This is a genomic window from Enterobacter cloacae complex sp. P2B, from assembly GCF_014895985.1.
Classification (GTDB): Bacteria; Pseudomonadota; Gammaproteobacteria; order Enterobacterales; family Enterobacteriaceae; genus Enterobacter; species Enterobacter bugandensis.
The window spans coordinates 13,799-32,451 of record NZ_JADBQQ010000024.1; the positions used below are offsets into that span (position 1 = coordinate 13,799).

Genomic DNA, 18,653 nt, shown 5'->3' on the forward strand with positions numbered 1-18,653 from the left:
GAGTGTTAATGCCATCACAAATACCAAGGGCATGCCGCAAGCGTGGCTGCCCTGGCACAACCACCGACCGCTCAGGTTTTTGTCCCAAACACCTTAATGAAGGCTGGCAGCAGCATCAGCGAGGACAGAGCAGACATCAGAGAGGTTATGGCAGCAAGTGGGACAGGCTGCGCCCAATCGTTCTCGACAGGGATAAGCACCTTTGTCAGGAATGCCTGCGAAATGGAAGGTATACACCCGCTGAGACGATAGACCACATCACCGCCAAAGCAAATGGGGGTACCGATGACCTGTCCAACCTCGAAAGCCTCTGCAAGCCCTGCCACAGGGCGAAGACAGCGGTTGAAAGATTTAAATGACAAGGGTTCTCATTTGAATCTACCAAGGGGGAGGGCGGGTTGAAAGTTCAGGAATGACGCGCCAAAGGACCGCCGCCTAACCTCTTTTCACATCGCCGCAGGTTAGAAAACTTTTTTATGGGGTCCCCCACTCGATGATTAATAGGAGTTTTCGATTATGTCTGGACCACCGAAAACCCCGACCCATCTACGTTTGGTGAGGGGTAACCCATCAAAACGCCCGATTAATGAAAACGAACCAAAGCCAACTCCAGGGGTACCCCCAACGCCGAAGCATTTCGACAAGCAGGGGAAATACTGGTTCAGGCGTATGGCTGAAGAGCTCGATGCGCTTGGCGTCATGTCGCAGCTGGACGCGAGAGCGCTTGAGCTTCTGGTTGAGGTTTACACCGAGTACCGGCATCACTGCGATACGCTGGAGAGAGAAGGCTACACCTACGCCGTTTATAGCGACGAAGAGCCAGACGAAGGCAAAGAGCGAGAGATTCGCATGATCAAGGCTCACCCGGCCGCCATTATGAAAGCTGATGCCTGGAAACGTCTGCGCGCCATGCTCGGTGAGTTCGGCATGACGCCAGCCAGCCGCTCTAAAGTGAATGCAAAAGGTCCTGATGCGGTTGATCCGCTGGCCGAGTTTATGAAAGCGAGGGATTAATGGCTAAGGTTGCAGAAGGCATCCGCTACGCCGAGAGGGTGGTGGCGGGGGAAATTATTGCCTGTGAGTTTGTGCGTCTTGCCTGTCAGCGTTTTCTTGACGATCTGGCACACGGCGAAGAGCGCGGAATTTTTTTTAGTGAGCCCCGCGCGCAGCACATCCTGAATTTCTATAAGTTTGTGCCTCACGTAAAGGGCGCGCTGGCAGGCCAGCCTATTGAGCTGATGGACTGGCATGTTTTCATCCTGATTAATATTTTTGGTTTTGTTATCCCGCTGGTTAACGAAGAAACGGGAGAAACCGTCCTGCGTAACGACGGCAGCGGTCGGCCGGTGATGGTTCGGCGCTTCCGTACTGCAGATGTTGAGGTGGCCCGTAAAAATGCCAAATCAACTCTTTGCTCTGGCGTTGGGCTGTATATGGCTGGGGCAGACGGCGAGGGCGGTGCGGAGGTTTATTCCGCCGCTACCACCCGTGACCAGGCGAGAATTGTTTTTGAAGATGCGAAGAATATGGTCAAGAAGGCGAAAGCCACTCTTGGGCGGCTCTTCGAATTCAACAAACTCGCCATCTACCAGGAGCAGACGGCCTCCAAATTCGAGCCATTATCATCAGATGCGAACAACCTCGACGGCCTGAACATCCACTGCGCCATAGTCGACGAGCTGCATGCGCATAAAACCCGTGATGTATGGGACGTTCTGGAGACGGCAACCGGCGCGCGCCTGCAGTCGTTGCTTTTCGGCATTACCACAGCGGGCTTCAACAAAGAGGGTATCTGCTACGAACTGCGTGATTACGCCATCAAGGTGCTGCGTGGACTGGTAAAAGACGATACGTTTTTTGCAATCATCTACACCTTAGATGAAGGTGACGATCCCTTTGATGAAAAAGTCTGGCAGAAGGCGAATCCGGGGCTGGGTATCTGTAAGCGCTGGGATGACCTGCGCCGCCTGGCTAAAAAGGCGAAAGAGCAGGTTTCGGCTAGGATTAACTTTTTCACCAAACACATGAATATCTGGGTTACCGCTGAGTCTGCCTGGATGGACATGATGAAATGGGAAAAATGCGAGTTTATCGCCCCGCAGCACGAACTTAAAACCTATCCCTCCTGGGTGGGCGTTGACCTTTCAAACAAAATTGATATCTGTGCAGCCGCTAAAGTCTGGCGCGCGCCAGGTGGCCACGTTCATGCGGATTTTAAATTCTGGCTTCCGGAAGGGCGCCTTGAGAAATGTTCACGCCAGATGGCAGAGCTCTATCGTAAGTGGGCCGAGATGGACAAGCTGATCCTTACCGACGGGGATGTAATCGACCATGCTCAGATTAAGGAAGAGCTGCAGGTGTGGGTTGCTGGCGAGAGTCTGAAAGAAATTGGCTTCGATCCTTGGAGTGCGACGCAGTTCAGCCTTGCGCTGGCAGAAGAAGGGCTGCCACTGGTGGAAGTACCTCAGACGGTTCGCAATTTCTCTGAGGCGATGAAAGAGGTCGAAGCACTGGTATACGGTGGCCGCTTCCATCACAGCGATCACCCGGTAATGAACTGGATGATGTCCAACGTAACCGTCAAACCTGACCGGAACGAGAACATTTTCCCGAACAAGTCCACACCAGAGGCCAAGATTGATGGCCCGGCGGCATTGTTCACAGCAATGAGCCGCGTTCTGGTTAACGGTGGCAACGACCAGCAGGATCTCTCCGGATTCTTCAATAATCCCATCATGGTAGGTTTCTGATGAAAAAAAACAAACAGCCAGGCAGGGTGAAAAGCGCTCTGCTTAACTGGCTTGGTGTGCCTATCAGCCTGACTACCGGCACGTTCTGGGAGGAATGGTTTGGCACCAGCAGCAGCGGAAAGGTGGTCACGGCCGATAAAGCCATCCAGCTATCGGCTGTATGGGCATGCGTAAGGCTGTTAAGCGAGTCTATTTCAACCCTTCCGCTGAAAATATACGTTAGACAGCCTGACGGTTCGCGTAAAGCGGCAACCGACCACCCGGCTTATTCTGTACTGTGTCGTCGTCCCAATTCAGAAATGACTCCATCACGCTTTATGTTGATGGTGGTAGCCAGTATTTGCCTGCGCGGGAACGCCTTCATTGAGAAGAAATTCATCGCGAATCGCCTGGTTTCGCTGGTGCCTTTGCTGCCGCAGAACATGGTGGTTAAACGTCTTACTACCGGAGCGCTGGAATACAAATACACTGAAAACGGTAACGAGCGCGTCATTCCCGTCAAAAACATCATGCACATTCGCGGATTCGGTCTGGATGGCGTTTGCGGCATGATGCCGATGAAAACGGGCCGGGATGTGATCGGTGCCGCGATGGCTGTTGAAGAATCTGCGGCAAAGATATTTGAACAGGGGCTTCAGAGTTCAGGTTTTCTCTCCGCTGAAAATGCTCTCAGTGATGAACAACGTGAAAGGCTTCGCAGCTACATGGCTGCATTTACCGGCTCTAAAAATGCCGGAAAGATAATGGTACTTGAAGGCGGGTTAAAGTATCAGGGCGTCACCATGAACCCTGAAGATGCCCAGATGCTGGAAAGCCGTTCTTTCAGTATTGAGGAAATTTGTCGCTGGTTTCGCGTGCCTCCTTTCATGGTCGGTCATACCACGAAACAAAGCAGCTGGGCATCAAGCCTGGAAGGTATGAACCTGCAGTTTCTGACTCATACACTTCGACCGCTGCTGGTGAATATTGAGCAGGAAATTGGCCGGTGCTTACTCGACAGCGATGACGAAGTGTTTGCAGAATTCTCTGTTGAAGGTCTACTGCGAGCCGATAGTGCAGGTCGCGCGGCATACTATACCAGCGCGCTTCAAAATGGCTGGATGTCCCGTAATGACGTTCGTCGTCTTGAGAACATGCCGCCAATTGAAGGTGGCGATATTTACACCGTTCAGCTCAACCTGACGCAACTGAAAAACCTCGAAAGCAGCAACCCTGCTGTTCAGGCACTGGCCCTGCGAGAGCTGCATAACCAAGTATTCCCCGATATTTCCTTTGAACAATCTCCGCTGAAACAGGCCGCTTAGGAGCACTTTCCTGATGAGCAAAAAACAACTTCCGGTAGCACCGGCGGGTCGCCCCTGCGCGCGCGTTACCTGTGAAACATTACCGTCCGCACTGGACCGCTGGGACGGCGGGATCAAAGCGGCTGCCACCGACGATAACAGCATTTCTGTTTTTGATGTTATCGGGCAGGACTACTGGGGCGAAGGGGTAACAGCTAAACGTATTGCCGGTGCGCTTCGGGCGATGAACGGCACCGACGTCACGGTGAATATCAACTCACCTGGCGGGGACATGTTCGAAGGTCTGGCTATTTATAACCTGCTCCGCGAATACGAAGGCCGAGTAACGGTGAAGGTGCTGGGCATTGCCGCCAGCGCCGCCTCGATAATTGCGATGGCCGGGGATGATATTCAGATTGGCCGCGGTGCCTTCCTGATGATCCACAACTGCTGGGTCTACGCGATGGGAAACCGTCATGATTTTGCAGAACTGACACAGTCACTGGAACCCTTCGATACCGCTATGGCTGACATCTACGCGGCGCGCTCCGGCCTTGATATGGCCGCTGTGCAGAAGCTGATGGACGCGGAAAGCTATATCGGTGGCAGTGATGCTGTGGCGAAGGGACTGGCAGACAGCTTGCTTTCTGCAGATGCGGTCAGCGACGGCGACGAATCGCCTGCAGCCGCGCTTCGCAAACTTGATGCATTGCTGGCCAAGACCAACACCCCGCGCTCTGAGCGCAGAAAACTCATTAAAGCCTTATCCGGTGGCATGCCTGGCGCTGTCACCACCAACGACGGTACGCCGGGCGCTGCCGAAGACATCAAACCTGAAACCATCAATTCACTTGAAAACGCCCTGGCGGCGCTAGTCAAATAAGGACCCTTTATGTCTGAAGTAAACGATATTCTGAAAAAAGTCACTGCCAGCATTGAAGAGGCAACCGGCAAGTTCAACGCGAAAGCAGAAGACGCACTCAAAGAGGCGCAGAAGTCAGGCAGGCTGTCAGAAGAAACAAAGGCTGCCGTTGATAAAATGGCTTCTGAGTTCAATGCGCTTCGTGAAGCTGAAAAAACGCTGAAGGCCGCTATGGGCGAACTGGAGCAACATGTTGCCCAGATGCCGCTGGCAAACGCGAAACAGGTTGTCGAATCCGTTGGCCACCAGGTGATTTCCGCTGAAGCCCTCAAAACCTTTGCGTCCAGCGTGGAAGGCGGTAAACGCATCAGCATCCCGGTTAAGGCCGCCCTGACTTCGGTGGATGTGCCTGATGGTGTTGTGGAGCCACAGCGCCTGCCGGGTATTGATACGGCACCGAAACAGCGCCTGTTCATTCGCGATCTGATTGCTCCAGGACGTACATCCTCCTCAGCTATTTTCTGGGTGCAGCAGACAGGCTTTACCAATAACGCGAAAGTGGTTCCTGAAAATACGCAGAAACCATACAGCGAAATTGAGTTCACGCCGAAAATCACTGGTGTCAGCACTATCGCCCACTTGTTCAAAGCCTCAAAGCAGATTCTGGATGACTTCGCACAGTTGCAGTCCACCGTTGATGCCGAAATGCGCTACGGGCTGAAGTATGCAGAAGAGCAGGAAATTCTTTTCGGTGATGGTACCGGCGTTCATCTGCATGGCATCGTTCCTCAGGCATCCGCTTTTAATCCGGCGTTCACTGTCGAACAGCAGAGCGGGATTGATGATCTGCGTCTGGCAATGTTGCAGGCGCAGCTGGCGCGCTTCCCTGCATCCGGTCACGTTCTTCACTTCATTGATTGGGCGCGGATCGAGCTGACAAAAGACAGTCTTGGCCGTTACATCCTGGCTAACCCTGCAGCGCTGACTGGTCCTACTCTGTGGGGTCTGCCGGTTGTTGCAACGGAAGCGGCAGCCTTCCAGGGTAAATTCCTGACCGGTGCATTCAACGCTGGCGCGCAAATCTTCGACCGCGAAGATGCGAACGTGGTGATCTCCACGGAGAACGCCGACGACTTCGAGAAAAACATGATCACCATCCGTTGCGAAGAACGTCTGGCGCTGGCTGTGAAACGCCCTGAGGCGTTCGTGTACGGTTCATTCAGCACCGGCGCGGGGAGCTGATAAATATTGCGGCCTTCGGGCCGCTTTTTTTGGGGCAAACAAATGCTTGATCAGAATGTGGTGAAACAGCATTGCCGCATTGATACCGACTTTACGGGTGATGATGCTCTGCTGGAGATTTACACAGGTGCGGCGGCGCGTTACGTCCAGACATGGACAAGGCGAACGCTCTATGAAAATCAAAGCTCCCCTGGCTACGCAGACGACCCGGACCCGATTCTACTGAATGATGATGTTAAGGCGGCAATGCTACTGTTGATTGGTCACTGGTATGCAAACCGAGAGGCTGTAAACATCGGAAATATTACATCAGCGGTACCTTTCGCCGTAGAAGCTCTACTGCAGCCATACCGAATTTACGGGGTATAGGAGGACTTTATGCAGGCCGGAAGACTGAGAGACAGGGTGCTGGTTCAGAACATAACAACATCCAGAGATCCTTCTGGCCAGCCTGTTGAAACATGGCATGACGGCGCAGAAACCTGGGCAGAAGTAAAGGGCATTAGTGGGCGCGAGTTGGTAGCCGCTGGTGCTGAAACCGCAGTCGCCACTATCAGGGTATGGACACGATTTCGTAGCGATATAACTGCTGCGTCCAGACTCAGGGTTATGACTGGCGCGTTCAAGGGGGCCATTTTGAATATCATTGGTCCGCCAATCCCTGACTCTCGCGGTATTCAGCTCGAAATTCTTTGCAAACAGGGTACCGAAAAATGATTGAGACGAGCCTTGATTTTTCCGGGCTGAATGACATCGCAAAGGATCTGGAAGCGCTTAGCCGCGCTGAAAACAACAAGGTTCTGCGTGATGCCACGCGAGCCGGTGCCGAAGTGCTTAAGGAAGAAGTGATCGCCCGAGCTCCTGTGCGTACCGGGAAACTGAAAAAAAACGTGGTGGTGGTGACCCAAAAAAGCCGACGCCGCGGGGAAATTTCTTCCGGTGTCCACATTCGTGGTGTTAACCCGCGCACCGGGAACAGCGATAACACGATGAAGGCGAATAACCCGAGAAACGCCTTTTACTGGCGATTCGTCGAAATGGGTACCGTTAACATGCCGCCGCACCCTTTCATTCGTCCCGCGTTCGATGTACGCCAGGAGCAGGCGACGGAGGTCGCGATCAGGCGCATGAACCAGGCCATTGACGAGGCATTAAGCAAATGACGGAAGACGATCTCTATCCTCTGCTTGAGTCGCTGGCCGGAGGGCAGGTCTATCCCTATGTTGCCCCACTCGGCAGTGACGGGAAGCCTTCAGTCTCGCCGCCCTGGGTAATTTTCTCAATTATTACCGACGTGGCCGCAGACGTTCTTTGCGGTCAGGCTGAATCTGCCGTTTCTGTGCAGGTTGATGTCTATTCCAGCACCATCGCTGAAGCGCGCACGATCAGGAATATGGCGCTTGATGCTCTGCAGGTGCTGAAGCCGGAAAGCATTGTGAAAACGCCGGGCTATGAGCCTGATCTGCGCTATCACCGGGCGACACTTGAATTTCAGGTAACCGTTTAACCTTACCCACCATAACAGACCGCTTCGGCGGTCTTTTTTTAACTGGAGAAACCATGACCAGTAAGTATGAAGTCACGAAGGGGATGACCTTTGCCGTCTCCGACGCACCCGTAACCGCTGATGATTTTAATTCACCAACTTTCCCGGGGGCTGGCATTACCTGGCTGGAAGCGGCCTGTGCAACGAAGGAGATCACCTTCACCGGCGGCCAGAAAGGGGATATCGACGTCACCACGCTTTGTTCAACCGAACAGGAGCAAACCAATGGCCTTGCCGCGCCTGCTGAAATGAGCATTACCCGTAACTGGGTTGGCGATGAAGCAGCACAGGAGGCACTGCAGACCGCTTACGAAAATGACGAACTGCGCGCGCTGCGCGTGGTATTCCCGTCTGGCAACGGTTTCTACGTACTGGTGGAGGTACGCCAGAGCTCATGGTCTGCTGCAACCTCTTCCGTTGTTGGCGCAACCTATTCTCTGCGTGTACGCGGCAAACCTAAACGCATCCACGCGTCTGGTTCCTGAGCGGCTTCGGCCGCTTTTTTTATCCCTCCGATCATGTAACAAGAGAAAAATGAAATGCAGCAAAAAACATCACAGAATTCATTACGCAACGTGGCGCTTACAGCATCGAAAGCCTATCGCACCAAAGAAGGTATCACGGTCCCTGAATGGGATGGCGCAAAGGTAACGCTGCGTGAACCCTCTGGCGATGCCTGGGTGAAATTCCGGGAGATCGTTAATCCCCAGCTCGCCGAGGGCGAAGAGGCACCGACGCTGACGGAGGCGGAAAAGTTTCTGCGTAACAAAGAGGCTGATGTGGTTCTGTTTATTGACGTTCTGCTTGATGAAAACGGCGAGCGAGTATTCAGCGATGAGGATCAGGAGCAGGTATCTAAAATTTATGGTCCTGTGCACTCCCGCCTGCTGGCTCAGGCCCTCAACCTCGGCATGAGCCAAGAAGAAGCGGGAAAGCCGTAAAGCAGCCGCTGACCTTCTTCCTGATGTCGCTGGCGCTCCGGTTGGGGCGCACTCTCCACGAACTGCGCCAGACCATGACCGCCAGCGAGCTCAAAATGTGGATCGAGTTCGACCGCATCAGTCCGATTGGTGACTGGCGCGCCGATGCTCAGGCGGCGCAGATCTCCGTTGCAATGCTGAACTCTCAGGGCGGGAAATTCACCATTCCTGACGTGATGCTGAAATGGGGTGAGCAGGAAGAAGGCGCTGAAGTCTCTGAACTTGAAGAATGGATGTCCAGTCTTTGATGCCCGCGGCTGCGGGCTTTTTTATGGGTGAAATATGGCAACGCTGCGCGAGCTAATCATCAAAATTTCGGCGAACTCTTCTTCTTTCCAGTCAGAGATCGCCAGAGCGTCCCGCATGGGAACCGATTACTACCGCACTATGGAACAGGGCGGGAAAAAAGCTGCAGCGGCCACGCGTGAAACTCAGCGGTCTTTGGCTGACCTGAATTCTCAGCTTGCAACCGTGCGATCCTCTGCTGCCGGGCTTGCCGGTGCGTGGGCTGGTGCATTTGCCACGCATCAGCTGATTCAGTTTGCCGACACGTGGAACCAGTTGAATGGGCGTCTTCGCCTTGCGTCCTCTTCCAGTGAGGATTACGTGCAATCCCAGCGCGTGCTGATGGAGATTAGCCAGCGCACCGGAACATCCCTCGAGGCAAACAGCAACCTGTACAGCAGAATTGCGCAGTCCCTGCGAGATGCCGGTTACGCTTCTGCTGACGTCGCAAAAGTTACGGAAACCGTAGCAACCTCACTGAAGCTGTCTGGCGCCAGTACCGAAGAGGCAAGTTCTGTTATCACCCAGCTTAGCCAGGCACTTGGCTCAGGCGTTTTGCGAGGTGAAGAATTTAACTCCATCATGGAGAACGGTGGCCGCCTGGCGAAACTGCTGGCTGATGGGCTGGGTACCACTGTTGGTGGCCTGCGAAATATGGCCAACAACGGCGAGCTGACGACCAACAAGATCGTCCCGCTGCTGACCAACGTTGAGATCCTCCGTAAAGAATTCGACACCCTTCCTGCATCCATCAGCGGATCTGCACAGAAAGTGCAAAACGCCTTTCTCGCATGGGTTGGCGGGGCGAATGATGCTGTCGGCGCATCATCCACGCTTTCTGGCGTGCTGGATGGTCTGGCGAATAACATCGATGATGTGGCAAATACAGCCGGTCTTCTGGTTGGTGTTGGCCTCGCTCGTTATTTTGGCAACATGGTCGGCAGCGTTGCTCAGTCAACCCGGGCAGTCCTCGCTAATACGGCCGCCGAGGTCGCGCTGGCGCAGGCTCAGGTCCGTGGAGCTCAGGTTAGCGTTGCTGCTGGTCGCCAGGCTGTTTACCGCGCTCAACAGGCGCGTGCAGCGGCGACGAGTATTGAGGCTCAGATTGTAGCTGAGCGTAATCTTGCTGCTGCTCAGGCATCACTGAATACGGCGCTTGCTGGCAGGACTTCGGCCGTTAATAACCTCACCAATACAGCCTCGGTGATGTCCCGCCTGGGTAGTGGCGTTCTTGGTATTCTCGGTGGCTGGCCTGGAGTGATTATCGGTGCCGGCGCTGCGATGTATGGCCTGTATCAGCATACCCAGCAGGTGCACCGTGAGGCGGTAGGTTTTGCCAACAACCTCGACGAGATCAACACCAAGCTCCAGCAGATGTCGGTGCTTGGCCTGCGTTCGACCGCGGCTGATGCCCGTACATCTTTACAGGCGCAAAAACAGGACCTGGCCGACCTCGACTCTCAGATCGCGAAGGTGAAAGATAGCCTTAAGGCGGTTGACCAAATCCAGCAGGACTATAACCGCCATCCGACGCTGACCCTGATTAACACTTTCATGGACCAGGCCGACATCACGGCCAAAAATATCGAGCTGACCGATAAGCTGAACCAGCTGGAGTACCAGCGCGAACAGGCAGCCTCAAAAGTCGAGCAAACGCAGAAGCTGGTAAACCAGGCCAGCGATCTGGCCACGCAAAAGGCTATCGAACAGGCTGGCGCCGTCTCTATCCTGAAAGGTGCGTATGACCTGCTTAACCGCTCAATGTCAGCGACCGCTGGCGCCAAGCCGCCGCAATATGCCGGGCCCGTCGTTTCACTGGCAAACGCAACGCCTCAACAGCAAACCGCACTGGAGCGCTCGCGCCGAGATAACGAGCTGGCCAGCCTAAGCGGTTTAGAGAAACTCCATCAGCAGCACGTGTATGAAGCAGAAGACCTGAAGCTGACGGGAGCACTTTACACCCAGTACATCTACAACAAGGATCAGGCAGCCAAAAAAGATGCAGCGGCTGCGGAGGCAAAAAAAACCTCTACCGCCGCCTCGAAAGCACAGAGTAAAGCCGAGCGCGAAGCGGCCAGCACCGCCGAACAGTATTCCCGGAAAATGGCCGATCTGAGTGTGGCTATCGACGTGCAACGCGTCAGGGCGACGGAAGGCGAAAAAGCCTCCGAGCTTTACGCGGCATCGCACCAGGCAGGCACTAAATGGACCGACGAGCAGCGCAGGGCGATCCAGGCATCATCAGCAGAGCTGGCAAAATGGACGCAAAAAGCCGACGAGAACGTGCGCAAGCAGCGCGAACAAGCTGATGCCCTGAAAGATTTAACTGAAGCGGCCCGAAAGTTCAGGGATGAGGCGACGCTGACAACCGAAACCGCAGGCATGAGCGATCGCCAGCGTAGCCGTTTCGACGAGACGCAACAGATCGACCGTGTTTTTGCTAAAACGGACGGCGGTACCGAGGCCATCGCGCAGCGCGCCGCAGCCCTCGATGCTCTGGATAAGAAATACAAGGCTATTGCAGCAGCTGAAGCGGATTGGATGTCCGGAGTATCACGCGGCTATGCAAACTGGTTTGATGAAATCAGCAATGTTTCCGGCACGGTTTCTGACGGGGTGAAAACCACACTCGACAACGCGTTTAGTAATGTCACCTCAATGCTCGAAGGCAATAAGGTCAGCTGGAAATCCTGGGGTATCTCTGTTTTACAGATTATCGAAAAAGTGGCTCTGCAGATGGCGGTGGTTAGCGCGATGGGTGGGGCCTCTTCCGGTTCTGGCATCTTTGGCTCTCTCATCGGCAGTGTAGGCAGCTTCTTCGGGGGCGGGGCGGGAGCATCAGCCAGCACCGGTACGGCGGTTTCCAGTTACGGATCGAACTTCCAGTTTAACGCCAAAGGCGGCGTTTATGACTCCCCCTCTCTGAGCGCTTTCAGTAATGGGATCGTCAGAAACCCCACCATGTTCGCTTTCGCAAAAGGCGGGGCCGGAATCATGGGCGAGGCTGGGCCGGAGGCGATCATGCCGCTTACCCGCGCGCCGGATGGTTCTCTCGGCGTTCGTGCGGTCGGAGGTGGTGGCGGTCAGTCTGTATCTTCGGCGCCACAGGTTTATATCACCATCGATGGCAACGGCAACACTCAAACTCAGACCTCACCAGGCCTTGAGCAATTTGGTGCCGAAGTCGGGGAATTTGTTGATCGACGATATAAGCAGAATGTGATGCGTGATATTCGTCCCGGCGGCGACATCTGGAACGCAATGAAAGGAACCCGATAATTATGGCCATTGAAACTTTCACCTGGTGCCCACGGATTAACGCGGAGGCAGATACAAGTTTCCGCGTCAGGAAAGCCCAGTTTGGCGATGGATATGAGCAGGTTTCAGGGGATGGATTGAATACCAGAACCCAGCAATGGACGCTCAATTTTACTGGCAACGAAACCTACATTTCAGCGATTAAATCTTTTCTCGACAGGCATGAAGGAACGAAAGCCTTTCAGTGGAAGCCACCGCTCGAACCTTTGGGTTTGTATCGTTGCGAAACGTATAAACCCACCGGGCTCGGCGCGGGGAAATTCAACCTTGAAGCAACATTCATCCAGGCTTTTAAACCATGAGCTTAAACGCAGATTATCAGAAGCTGGAATCCGGAAACGATGTTCGTCTGATTGAGGTGGACGGTTCTTCCTTTGGGCTAACGGACGTTCTCCGCTTTCACAATTACAACATTCCCCACACAGAAGCGGAAATCATCGCCGCTGGTGGGGATGAGTCCAAGCTTCCGGCGAAACCAATCTGGTGGCAGGGAAATGAATACGCCGCCTGGCCGTATCAGTTGGAAGGTCTGGAGAAATCAACCAGTGGGAGCAACGCAACGCCATCACTGACGGTTGCGAACATCGAAAGCTCCATTTCTGCCCTGTGCCTTGCGTATGACGATCTGCTGCAGGCGAAAGTCACTATTCACGACACAAAAGAGAAATATCTCGATGCCAGGAATTTCGCAGACGGCAACCCCACAGCAGACCCGACTCAGGAAAAGCTGCAGGTCTGGTATATCGACGGGAAAACTGGCGAGCTTGCCGGTGAAACCGTTGAATTTGTTCTGTCCAGCCCGATGGACCTGCAGGGGCAAATGATCCCGACGCGACAGCTTCATTCCCTGTGTACCTGGTGCATCCGGAATAAATATCGTACCGGCGACGGCTGTGACTATGCCGGCACCCGCTATTTCGACAAAAACAACAACCCGGTAAGCGATCCGTCGCTGGATGAATGCAACGGCACGCTGACGGCCTGCAAACTCCGATTCGGCGAAAATAACGAACTCTCGTTTGGTGGCTTCCCGGGCACGTCTTTGATCAGGAGTTGATATGCGTCAGAAAACCATCGATGCGATTATGGCGCATGCTGCAGCTGAATATCCTCATGAGTGTTGCGGCGTGGTGGCGCAGAAAAGCCGCGTTGAACGTTATTTCCCGTGCCGAAATCTTGCCGCGGCGCCGGAGGACAATTTTGTCCTTTGCCCCGAAGACTACGCAGTTGCTGAGGACTGGGGAACGGTGATCGCCATCGTTCACAGTCACCCTGACGCCACAACGCAACCGAGCGAACTGGATAAAGCGCAATGCGACGCAACGCTTTTACCCTGGCATATTGTGAGCTGGCCGGAGGGGGATTTACGCACCATCCAGCCGCGCGGAGAACTGCCGCTGCTGGAGCGTCCGTTTGTGCTTGGACACTTCGACTGCTGGGGGCTGGTAATGAGCTATTTCCGGCAAACGCATGGTATCGAGCTCCACGATTACCGGGTGGATTATCCCTGGTGGGAAAACGACTATCAGGACAATTTCTATCAGGATTGCTGGTATGAGTGCGGATTCTGTGAATTCGACGGGCCACCGAAACCCGGCGATATGGTGATCATGCAGGTCCAGGCCGATAAGTGGAATCACGCGGGAATTCTGCTGGAGGGAAATATGCTGCTGCACCACCTGTACGGACATCTGAGCCAGCGCGTGCCGTATGGTGGCTACTGGCAGGAAAGGACGATGAAGATTCTACGTTACAAATCTCTGTGCTAACCTTTTGCAAAACCAAAGGGGATAGGGATATGAAAAGAATTTTAGTTTTTACCTCCATCTTAATGGTTGCTGGTTGTGCAACAAAGCCGGTGACAAATGAACAAGCACAGGATGTTCCTGCAAAACAGGTTATCAACAATACACTGCTAGTTAAAAAAGAAGGGACTGGTAAGGTAATAATCAAACGCGACTCTGGTTTTATGGGCAGCGCCTGCATGACCCGAGTTTATGTTGATGGCAAGGAGGTCGCAGACTTAGACACAGCTCAAAAGGTAACGGTCTATCCCAAAATTGGAGATCATATCTTTAGCGCTTGGCCCAAAGGTATGTGTGGCGGAGGCATGAGCGAACAGTCGGGTAAGGTGACAGAAACTGGGGTATTGATGTTTAGAGTTGGTTACGGAACCAACGGTGATTTTGGTATCTACCCTACAGCATTTTGAATGCAGCAATTATGTATAACCTCGCTCAGGCGGGGTTTTTTATTTTTAAGAGGTTTATATGTCTGAAGTAATGACTCGAATTGAACTTGGCGGCGAACCCGGGAAAATATTTGGTAAAACTCATTGGCGACTTATCAGTAAAGTTTCTGAAGCAGGTGTTGCACTCGCAAAAACAATCTCCGGGTTTGAAAGTTATATGGTAAACAGCAAGCGTCGCGGACTAACCTTTGCCATTTTTAAAGGAAAGAAAAACATAGGAGTTGATGACCTAGGGTTTCCGGTAACTGGTGAAGTGGTCAGGATTGTACCGGTTATCATCGGAAGCAAAAAGGCTGGTGTACTTCAGACAATATTGGGTGCTGTTATTGTTGCAGTAGGTGCCATTGCTACATTTGGTTTTGCCCAGGCTTGGGGTGTAAATGTAATGATGGCTGGTGGAGCTATGATGGCGGGTGGTGTTGTCCAGATGCTATCTCCTCAGCCAACCGGATTAGCCAGTAAACAAAGCGCAGATAACCGTGCATCATACGCATTCGGTGGTGTAACAAACACCGCGGCGCAAGGCTACCCGGTACCGCTCCTTTATGGTCGCCGGCGGATAGGCGGAGCAATTATCTCAGCCGGAATTTATGTGGAGGATCAACAATGAAAAAATACTTGAGAATCACTATTTCAGGCCTACAGCGAGTCGATGAAGGCATTTTAATCGGTGGGAGTTCGAAAGTGACAGTAACACGTGGCGAAGATGTTATTTGCCGCGAGAATTTTTCAGGAAAGGTTTCTGATAAATATTCCAAGCTATATGACGTTGAAGATAACGGTCTTCCTTTATCAGTAACGACTTCAAGCGATTGTCCGTTTTTCAAAGCTGAAGCTGACTTTGTAAACCCATTTAGCGAAACAAACATCTAACTATTTTTCTTCAGAAATAAGCCACCTTCGGGTGGCTTTTTTTATGGGCGCAATATGGCAAATGCAATCGCTATAAAAGGCCGCAAGGGCGGCAGCTCAAGTTCCCGAACCCCTACCGAACAGCCTGATGATCTGCAATCTGTAGCGAAGGCAAAAATCCTCGTTGCGCTTGGGGAAGGGGAGTTTGCAGGGCAGCTAACCGGCAAAGATATCTACCTGGACGGAACGGCCCTGGAGAATGCTGACGGCTCCCAAAACTTCAGCGGTGTAACGTGGGAGTTTCGCGCAGGAACGCAGGCCCAAAAATATATTCAGGGTATTCCCGGTACCGAAAACGAAATCAGCGTAGGAACTGAGGTATCAAGCGCTACAGCATGGACGCGCACCTTTACCAATACGCAGCTTTCAGCAGTTCGCCTGCGTCTGAAATGGCCCTCGCTTTTCAAACAGGAGGACGACGGTGATCTGGTGGGTTACTCGGTCAATTATGCGATTGACCTGCAGACGGACGGCGGCACATGGCAGACGGTACTCAATACCAGCGTGACCGGCAAAACGACGTCTGGTTATGAGCGCAGCCACCGTATCGATTTACCGCAGGCTGGCAGCACCTGGACAATACGTCTGCGTAAGATTACCTCTGATGCCAACAGCGCGAAGATCGGCGACACGATGACGCTGCAGAGCTTCACTGAGGTGATTGACGCCAAGTTACGATATCCAAACACAGCGTTACTCTACATCGAATTCGATTCCAGCCAGTTTAACGGCTCTATCCCTCAGATCTCCTGCGAGCCCCGCGGCCGCGTTATCCGCGTGCCAGATACCTACGACCCTGAAACACGCACTTATAGCGGTACGTGGACCGGTGCGTTTAAGTGGGCATGGACGGATAACCCTGCGTGGATTTTTTACGACCTGGTTGTTTCTGACCGGTTCGGCCTCGGGCACCGTTTGACCGCTGCGAATATTGATAAATGGACGCTGTATCAGGTTGCCCAGTGTTGCGATCAGATGGTACCTGATGGTAAAGGGGGCAACGGTACTGAACCACGTTATACCTGCAACGTGTACATTCAGGACCGGAACGACGCCTACACAGTCCTGCGTGATTTTGCTGCTATCTTCCGTGGCATGACCTACTGGGGCGGGGATCAGATTGTGGCCCTGGCTGATATGCCGCGCGATGTTGATTACAGCTACACGCGCGCTAACGTTGTTGGCGGTCGCTTCACCTATTCGAGCAGCACCACGAAAAGCCGCTACACCACAGCGCTGGTTTCATGGTCAGACCCGGGTAATGCTTATGCCGACGCGATGGAGCCGGTATTTGAGCAGGCGCTGGTGGCGCGGTACGGCTTCAATCAGCTGGAAATGACCGCCATCGGCTGCACCAGGCAGTCAGAAGCGAACCGAAAGGGACGCTGGGGTATTCTCACCAACAACAAGGATCGCGTTGTTTCGTTTGATGTCGGGCTGGACGGTAACATTCCGCAGCCGGGCTACATCATCGCCGTGGCAGACGAGCTGCTTTCCGGAAAGGTTATGGGCGGCCGCATCAGCGCCGTTAACGGTCGCGTTATCAAACTAGACCGCGTGGCAGATGCAGCTGCAGGTGATCGCCTTATTCTCAACCTACCTTCCGGAGCATCGCAGAGCAGGACCATTCAGGCCGTGAACGGTGAATCAGTCACAGTCACCACGGCATACAGTGAGACGCCACAGGCCGAAGCTGTTTGGGTGGTTGAATCTGACGAGCTATACGCGCAGCAGTATCGTGTTGTCAGCGTTTCCGATAACGGTGATGGCACTTTCTCGATTACCGGCGCATGGCACGACCCGGATAAATATGCCCGTATTGATACCGGAGCCATCATTGACCAGCGGCCGGTGAGCGTGATCCCGCCGGGCAACCAGTCGCCGCCTGCGAACATCGTGATCAGCTCGTTTTCCGTGGTTCAGCAGAATATCAGCGTCGAAACGATGCGCGTGAGCTGGGACCAGGCGCAGAACGCTATTGCCTATGAAGCGCAGTGGCGCCGCAACGACGGGAACTGGGTTAACGTGCCGCGCAGCTCCACCACGTCATTCGACGTCCCCGGAATTTATGCCGGGCGCTACCTGGTGCGCGTGCGCGCAATCAATGCCGCAGAAATTTCATCCGGATGGGGCTATTCAGAAGAGAAAACGCTGACGGGTAAAGTGGGCAACCCACCGAAGCCGGTTGGCTTCATCGCTTCTGAAAACGTGGTATTCGGTATCGAGCTAAATTGGGGATTCCCGGCGAATACCGACGACACGCTGAAGACGGAAATTCAGTACAGCCTGACCGGCACCGAAGATGATGCGTTGCTGCTGGCCGACGTGCCTTACCCGCAGCGCAATTATCAGCAGATGGGCCTTAAGGCTGGGCAGATTTTCTGGTACCGCGCGCAGCTGGTGGACCGCAGCGGCAACGAGTCAGGGTACACAGAATGGGTGCGAGGACAGGCCAGCATCGATGTTTCCGATATCACTGATGTGATCCTGGAGGAAATTAAAGACTCTGATACCTTCAAAGACCTGATCGAGAACGCGGTGGACAGCAACGAAAAAATTGCTGGCATGGCTGACGAAATCAAAAACCATGCCGACGAACTCGAACAGCAGGCGAAAGACATCCAGGAGAACGCTGACGGGCTGGCGCAGGCCGAAGTGAAGATCGACGAGATTTCTGTGTCGATGGACGGCATGACAGGAGGCGTGAAGAACTCGGCAATTGCAATAATCCAGGCAAATCTTGCTCAGGTCGCCACGCGTAAAACCCTGTCTGCTTCGGTTGCCGGTAACAGCGCGAATCTGGACCGCATTGACGAGGTGATTGTCAACGACAGAGAGGCAACGGCGCGCGCATTGCTGAGCCTGCAGACGAACGTCAACGGTAATACGGCATCCATCAACAGTCTGAGCCAGACGGTTTCGAATTACCAGCAGACCACGGCGACGCAGATAAACGCCATCACTGCGACCATAAACGGAAATACGGCGGCGATAACAACGAACGCCCAGGCAATTGCGAACGTAAACGGCCAGCTCAGCGCGATGTACAACATCAAAGTTGGGGTAACGAGTAATGGCCAGTATTACGCCGCAGGCATGGGGATCGGGGTGGAGAATACGCCATCAGGGATGCAGTCGCAGGTAATCTTCCTGGCTGACCGGTTCGCTGTCACCTCAGCCGCAGGTAACAGCGTGTCGCTGCCGTTTGTTATCCAGAACGGGCA

The 18,653-nt window shown here is 53.7% G+C and carries 21 protein-coding genes; all 21 read left to right on the top strand.

Annotated features, from left to right (window positions below):
* The first annotated feature begins 8 nt into the window (after positions 1–8).
* Entirely contained in the window at positions 9–359 is a 351-nt protein-coding gene (locus IM313_RS20610; RefSeq protein ID WP_126349045.1) for an HNH endonuclease, read from the top strand.
* Positions 360–516: 157 nt separating this feature from the next.
* Positions 517–1,014, top strand: a complete 498-nt coding sequence (locus IM313_RS20615; RefSeq protein ID WP_080327451.1) for a phage terminase small subunit P27 family — start codon at positions 517–519, stop codon at positions 1,012–1,014.
* Positions 1,014–2,750, top strand: coding sequence for a terminase large subunit (locus IM313_RS20620; protein WP_193034348.1), 1,737 nt, complete (start codon positions 1,014–1,016; stop codon positions 2,748–2,750). Before IM313_RS20615 ends, IM313_RS20620 begins: the two co-directional genes overlap by 1 nt.
* A complete protein-coding gene (locus tag IM313_RS20625) occupies positions 2,750–4,054 on the top strand; it encodes a phage portal protein (protein WP_193034349.1) in 1,305 nt (434 codons plus the stop codon). Before IM313_RS20620 ends, IM313_RS20625 begins: the two co-directional genes overlap by 1 nt.
* A 13-nt stretch (positions 4,055–4,067) precedes the next feature.
* Positions 4,068–4,916 carry a head maturation protease, ClpP-related gene (locus IM313_RS20630; protein WP_193034350.1) on the top strand — a complete coding sequence of 283 codons (849 nt, stop codon included), beginning with the start codon at positions 4,068–4,070 and terminating at the stop codon, positions 4,914–4,916.
* 9 nt (positions 4,917–4,925) lie between these two features.
* Complete coding sequence (locus IM313_RS20635; RefSeq protein ID WP_045326826.1) at positions 4,926–6,137, top strand: phage major capsid protein; 1,212 nt, start codon at positions 4,926–4,928, stop codon at positions 6,135–6,137.
* A gap of 42 nt (positions 6,138–6,179) precedes the next feature.
* Positions 6,180–6,506: a head-tail connector protein gene (locus IM313_RS20640; protein ID WP_046091696.1), complete on the top strand. Its 327-nt coding sequence runs from the start codon at positions 6,180–6,182 to the stop codon at positions 6,504–6,506.
* 9 nt (positions 6,507–6,515) lie between these two features.
* Entirely contained in the window at positions 6,516–6,854 is a 339-nt protein-coding gene (locus IM313_RS20645) for a phage head closure protein (RefSeq protein WP_100170059.1), read from the top strand.
* Positions 6,851–7,300 (top strand): HK97-gp10 family putative phage morphogenesis protein, encoded by a 450-nt coding sequence (locus IM313_RS20650; RefSeq protein WP_016063565.1) that lies wholly within the window; start codon positions 6,851–6,853, stop codon positions 7,298–7,300. Before IM313_RS20645 ends, IM313_RS20650 begins: the two co-directional genes overlap by 4 nt.
* Positions 7,297–7,644 carry a DUF3168 domain-containing protein gene (locus tag IM313_RS20655; protein WP_046887301.1) on the top strand — a complete coding sequence of 116 codons (348 nt, stop codon included), beginning with the start codon at positions 7,297–7,299 and terminating at the stop codon, positions 7,642–7,644. The genes IM313_RS20650 and IM313_RS20655 overlap by 4 nt, the downstream gene beginning before the upstream one ends.
* Before the next feature lie 53 nt (positions 7,645–7,697).
* Positions 7,698–8,168 (top strand): phage tail tube protein, encoded by a 471-nt coding sequence (locus tag IM313_RS20660; protein ID WP_193034351.1) that lies wholly within the window; start codon positions 7,698–7,700, stop codon positions 8,166–8,168.
* Positions 8,169–8,222: 54 nt separating this feature from the next.
* Positions 8,223–8,624 carry a phage tail assembly chaperone gene (locus tag IM313_RS20665; protein WP_059290925.1) on the top strand — a complete coding sequence of 134 codons (402 nt, stop codon included), beginning with the start codon at positions 8,223–8,225 and terminating at the stop codon, positions 8,622–8,624.
* A gap of 23 nt (positions 8,625–8,647) precedes the next feature.
* Positions 8,648–8,911, top strand: a complete 264-nt coding sequence (locus IM313_RS20670; RefSeq protein ID WP_000050396.1) for a DUF4035 domain-containing protein — start codon at positions 8,648–8,650, stop codon at positions 8,909–8,911.
* 34 nt (positions 8,912–8,945) lie between these two features.
* Complete coding sequence (locus IM313_RS20675) at positions 8,946–12,227, top strand: phage tail tape measure protein (RefSeq protein WP_193034352.1); 3,282 nt, start codon at positions 8,946–8,948, stop codon at positions 12,225–12,227.
* Positions 12,228–12,229: 2 nt separating this feature from the next.
* The gene (locus tag IM313_RS20680) at positions 12,230–12,568 is read left to right on the top strand and encodes a phage tail protein (protein WP_000963855.1); all 339 of its coding nucleotides are present in this window, start codon (positions 12,230–12,232) and stop codon (positions 12,566–12,568) included.
* A complete protein-coding gene (locus tag IM313_RS20685; protein ID WP_047345256.1) occupies positions 12,565–13,323 on the top strand; it encodes a phage minor tail protein L in 759 nt (252 codons plus the stop codon). Before IM313_RS20680 ends, IM313_RS20685 begins: the two co-directional genes overlap by 4 nt.
* A 1-nt stretch (position 13,324) precedes the next feature.
* Positions 13,325–14,035, top strand: a complete 711-nt coding sequence (locus IM313_RS20690; RefSeq protein ID WP_193034353.1) for a C40 family peptidase — start codon at positions 13,325–13,327, stop codon at positions 14,033–14,035.
* Between the two features lie 29 nt (positions 14,036–14,064).
* Positions 14,065–14,478 (top strand): hypothetical protein, encoded by a 414-nt coding sequence (locus IM313_RS20695; protein WP_193034354.1) that lies wholly within the window; start codon positions 14,065–14,067, stop codon positions 14,476–14,478.
* Positions 14,479–14,536: 58 nt separating this feature from the next.
* Complete coding sequence (locus IM313_RS20700; protein ID WP_047174733.1) at positions 14,537–15,127, top strand: tail assembly protein; 591 nt, start codon at positions 14,537–14,539, stop codon at positions 15,125–15,127.
* Positions 15,124–15,390, top strand: a complete 267-nt coding sequence (locus IM313_RS20705) for a hypothetical protein (RefSeq protein WP_193034355.1) — start codon at positions 15,124–15,126, stop codon at positions 15,388–15,390. Before IM313_RS20700 ends, IM313_RS20705 begins: the two co-directional genes overlap by 4 nt.
* A 54-nt stretch (positions 15,391–15,444) precedes the next feature.
* Positions 15,445–18,653, top strand: a 3,209-nt coding sequence (locus IM313_RS20710; protein WP_193056105.1) for a host specificity protein J, incomplete at its 3' end; no start/stop codon positions are given.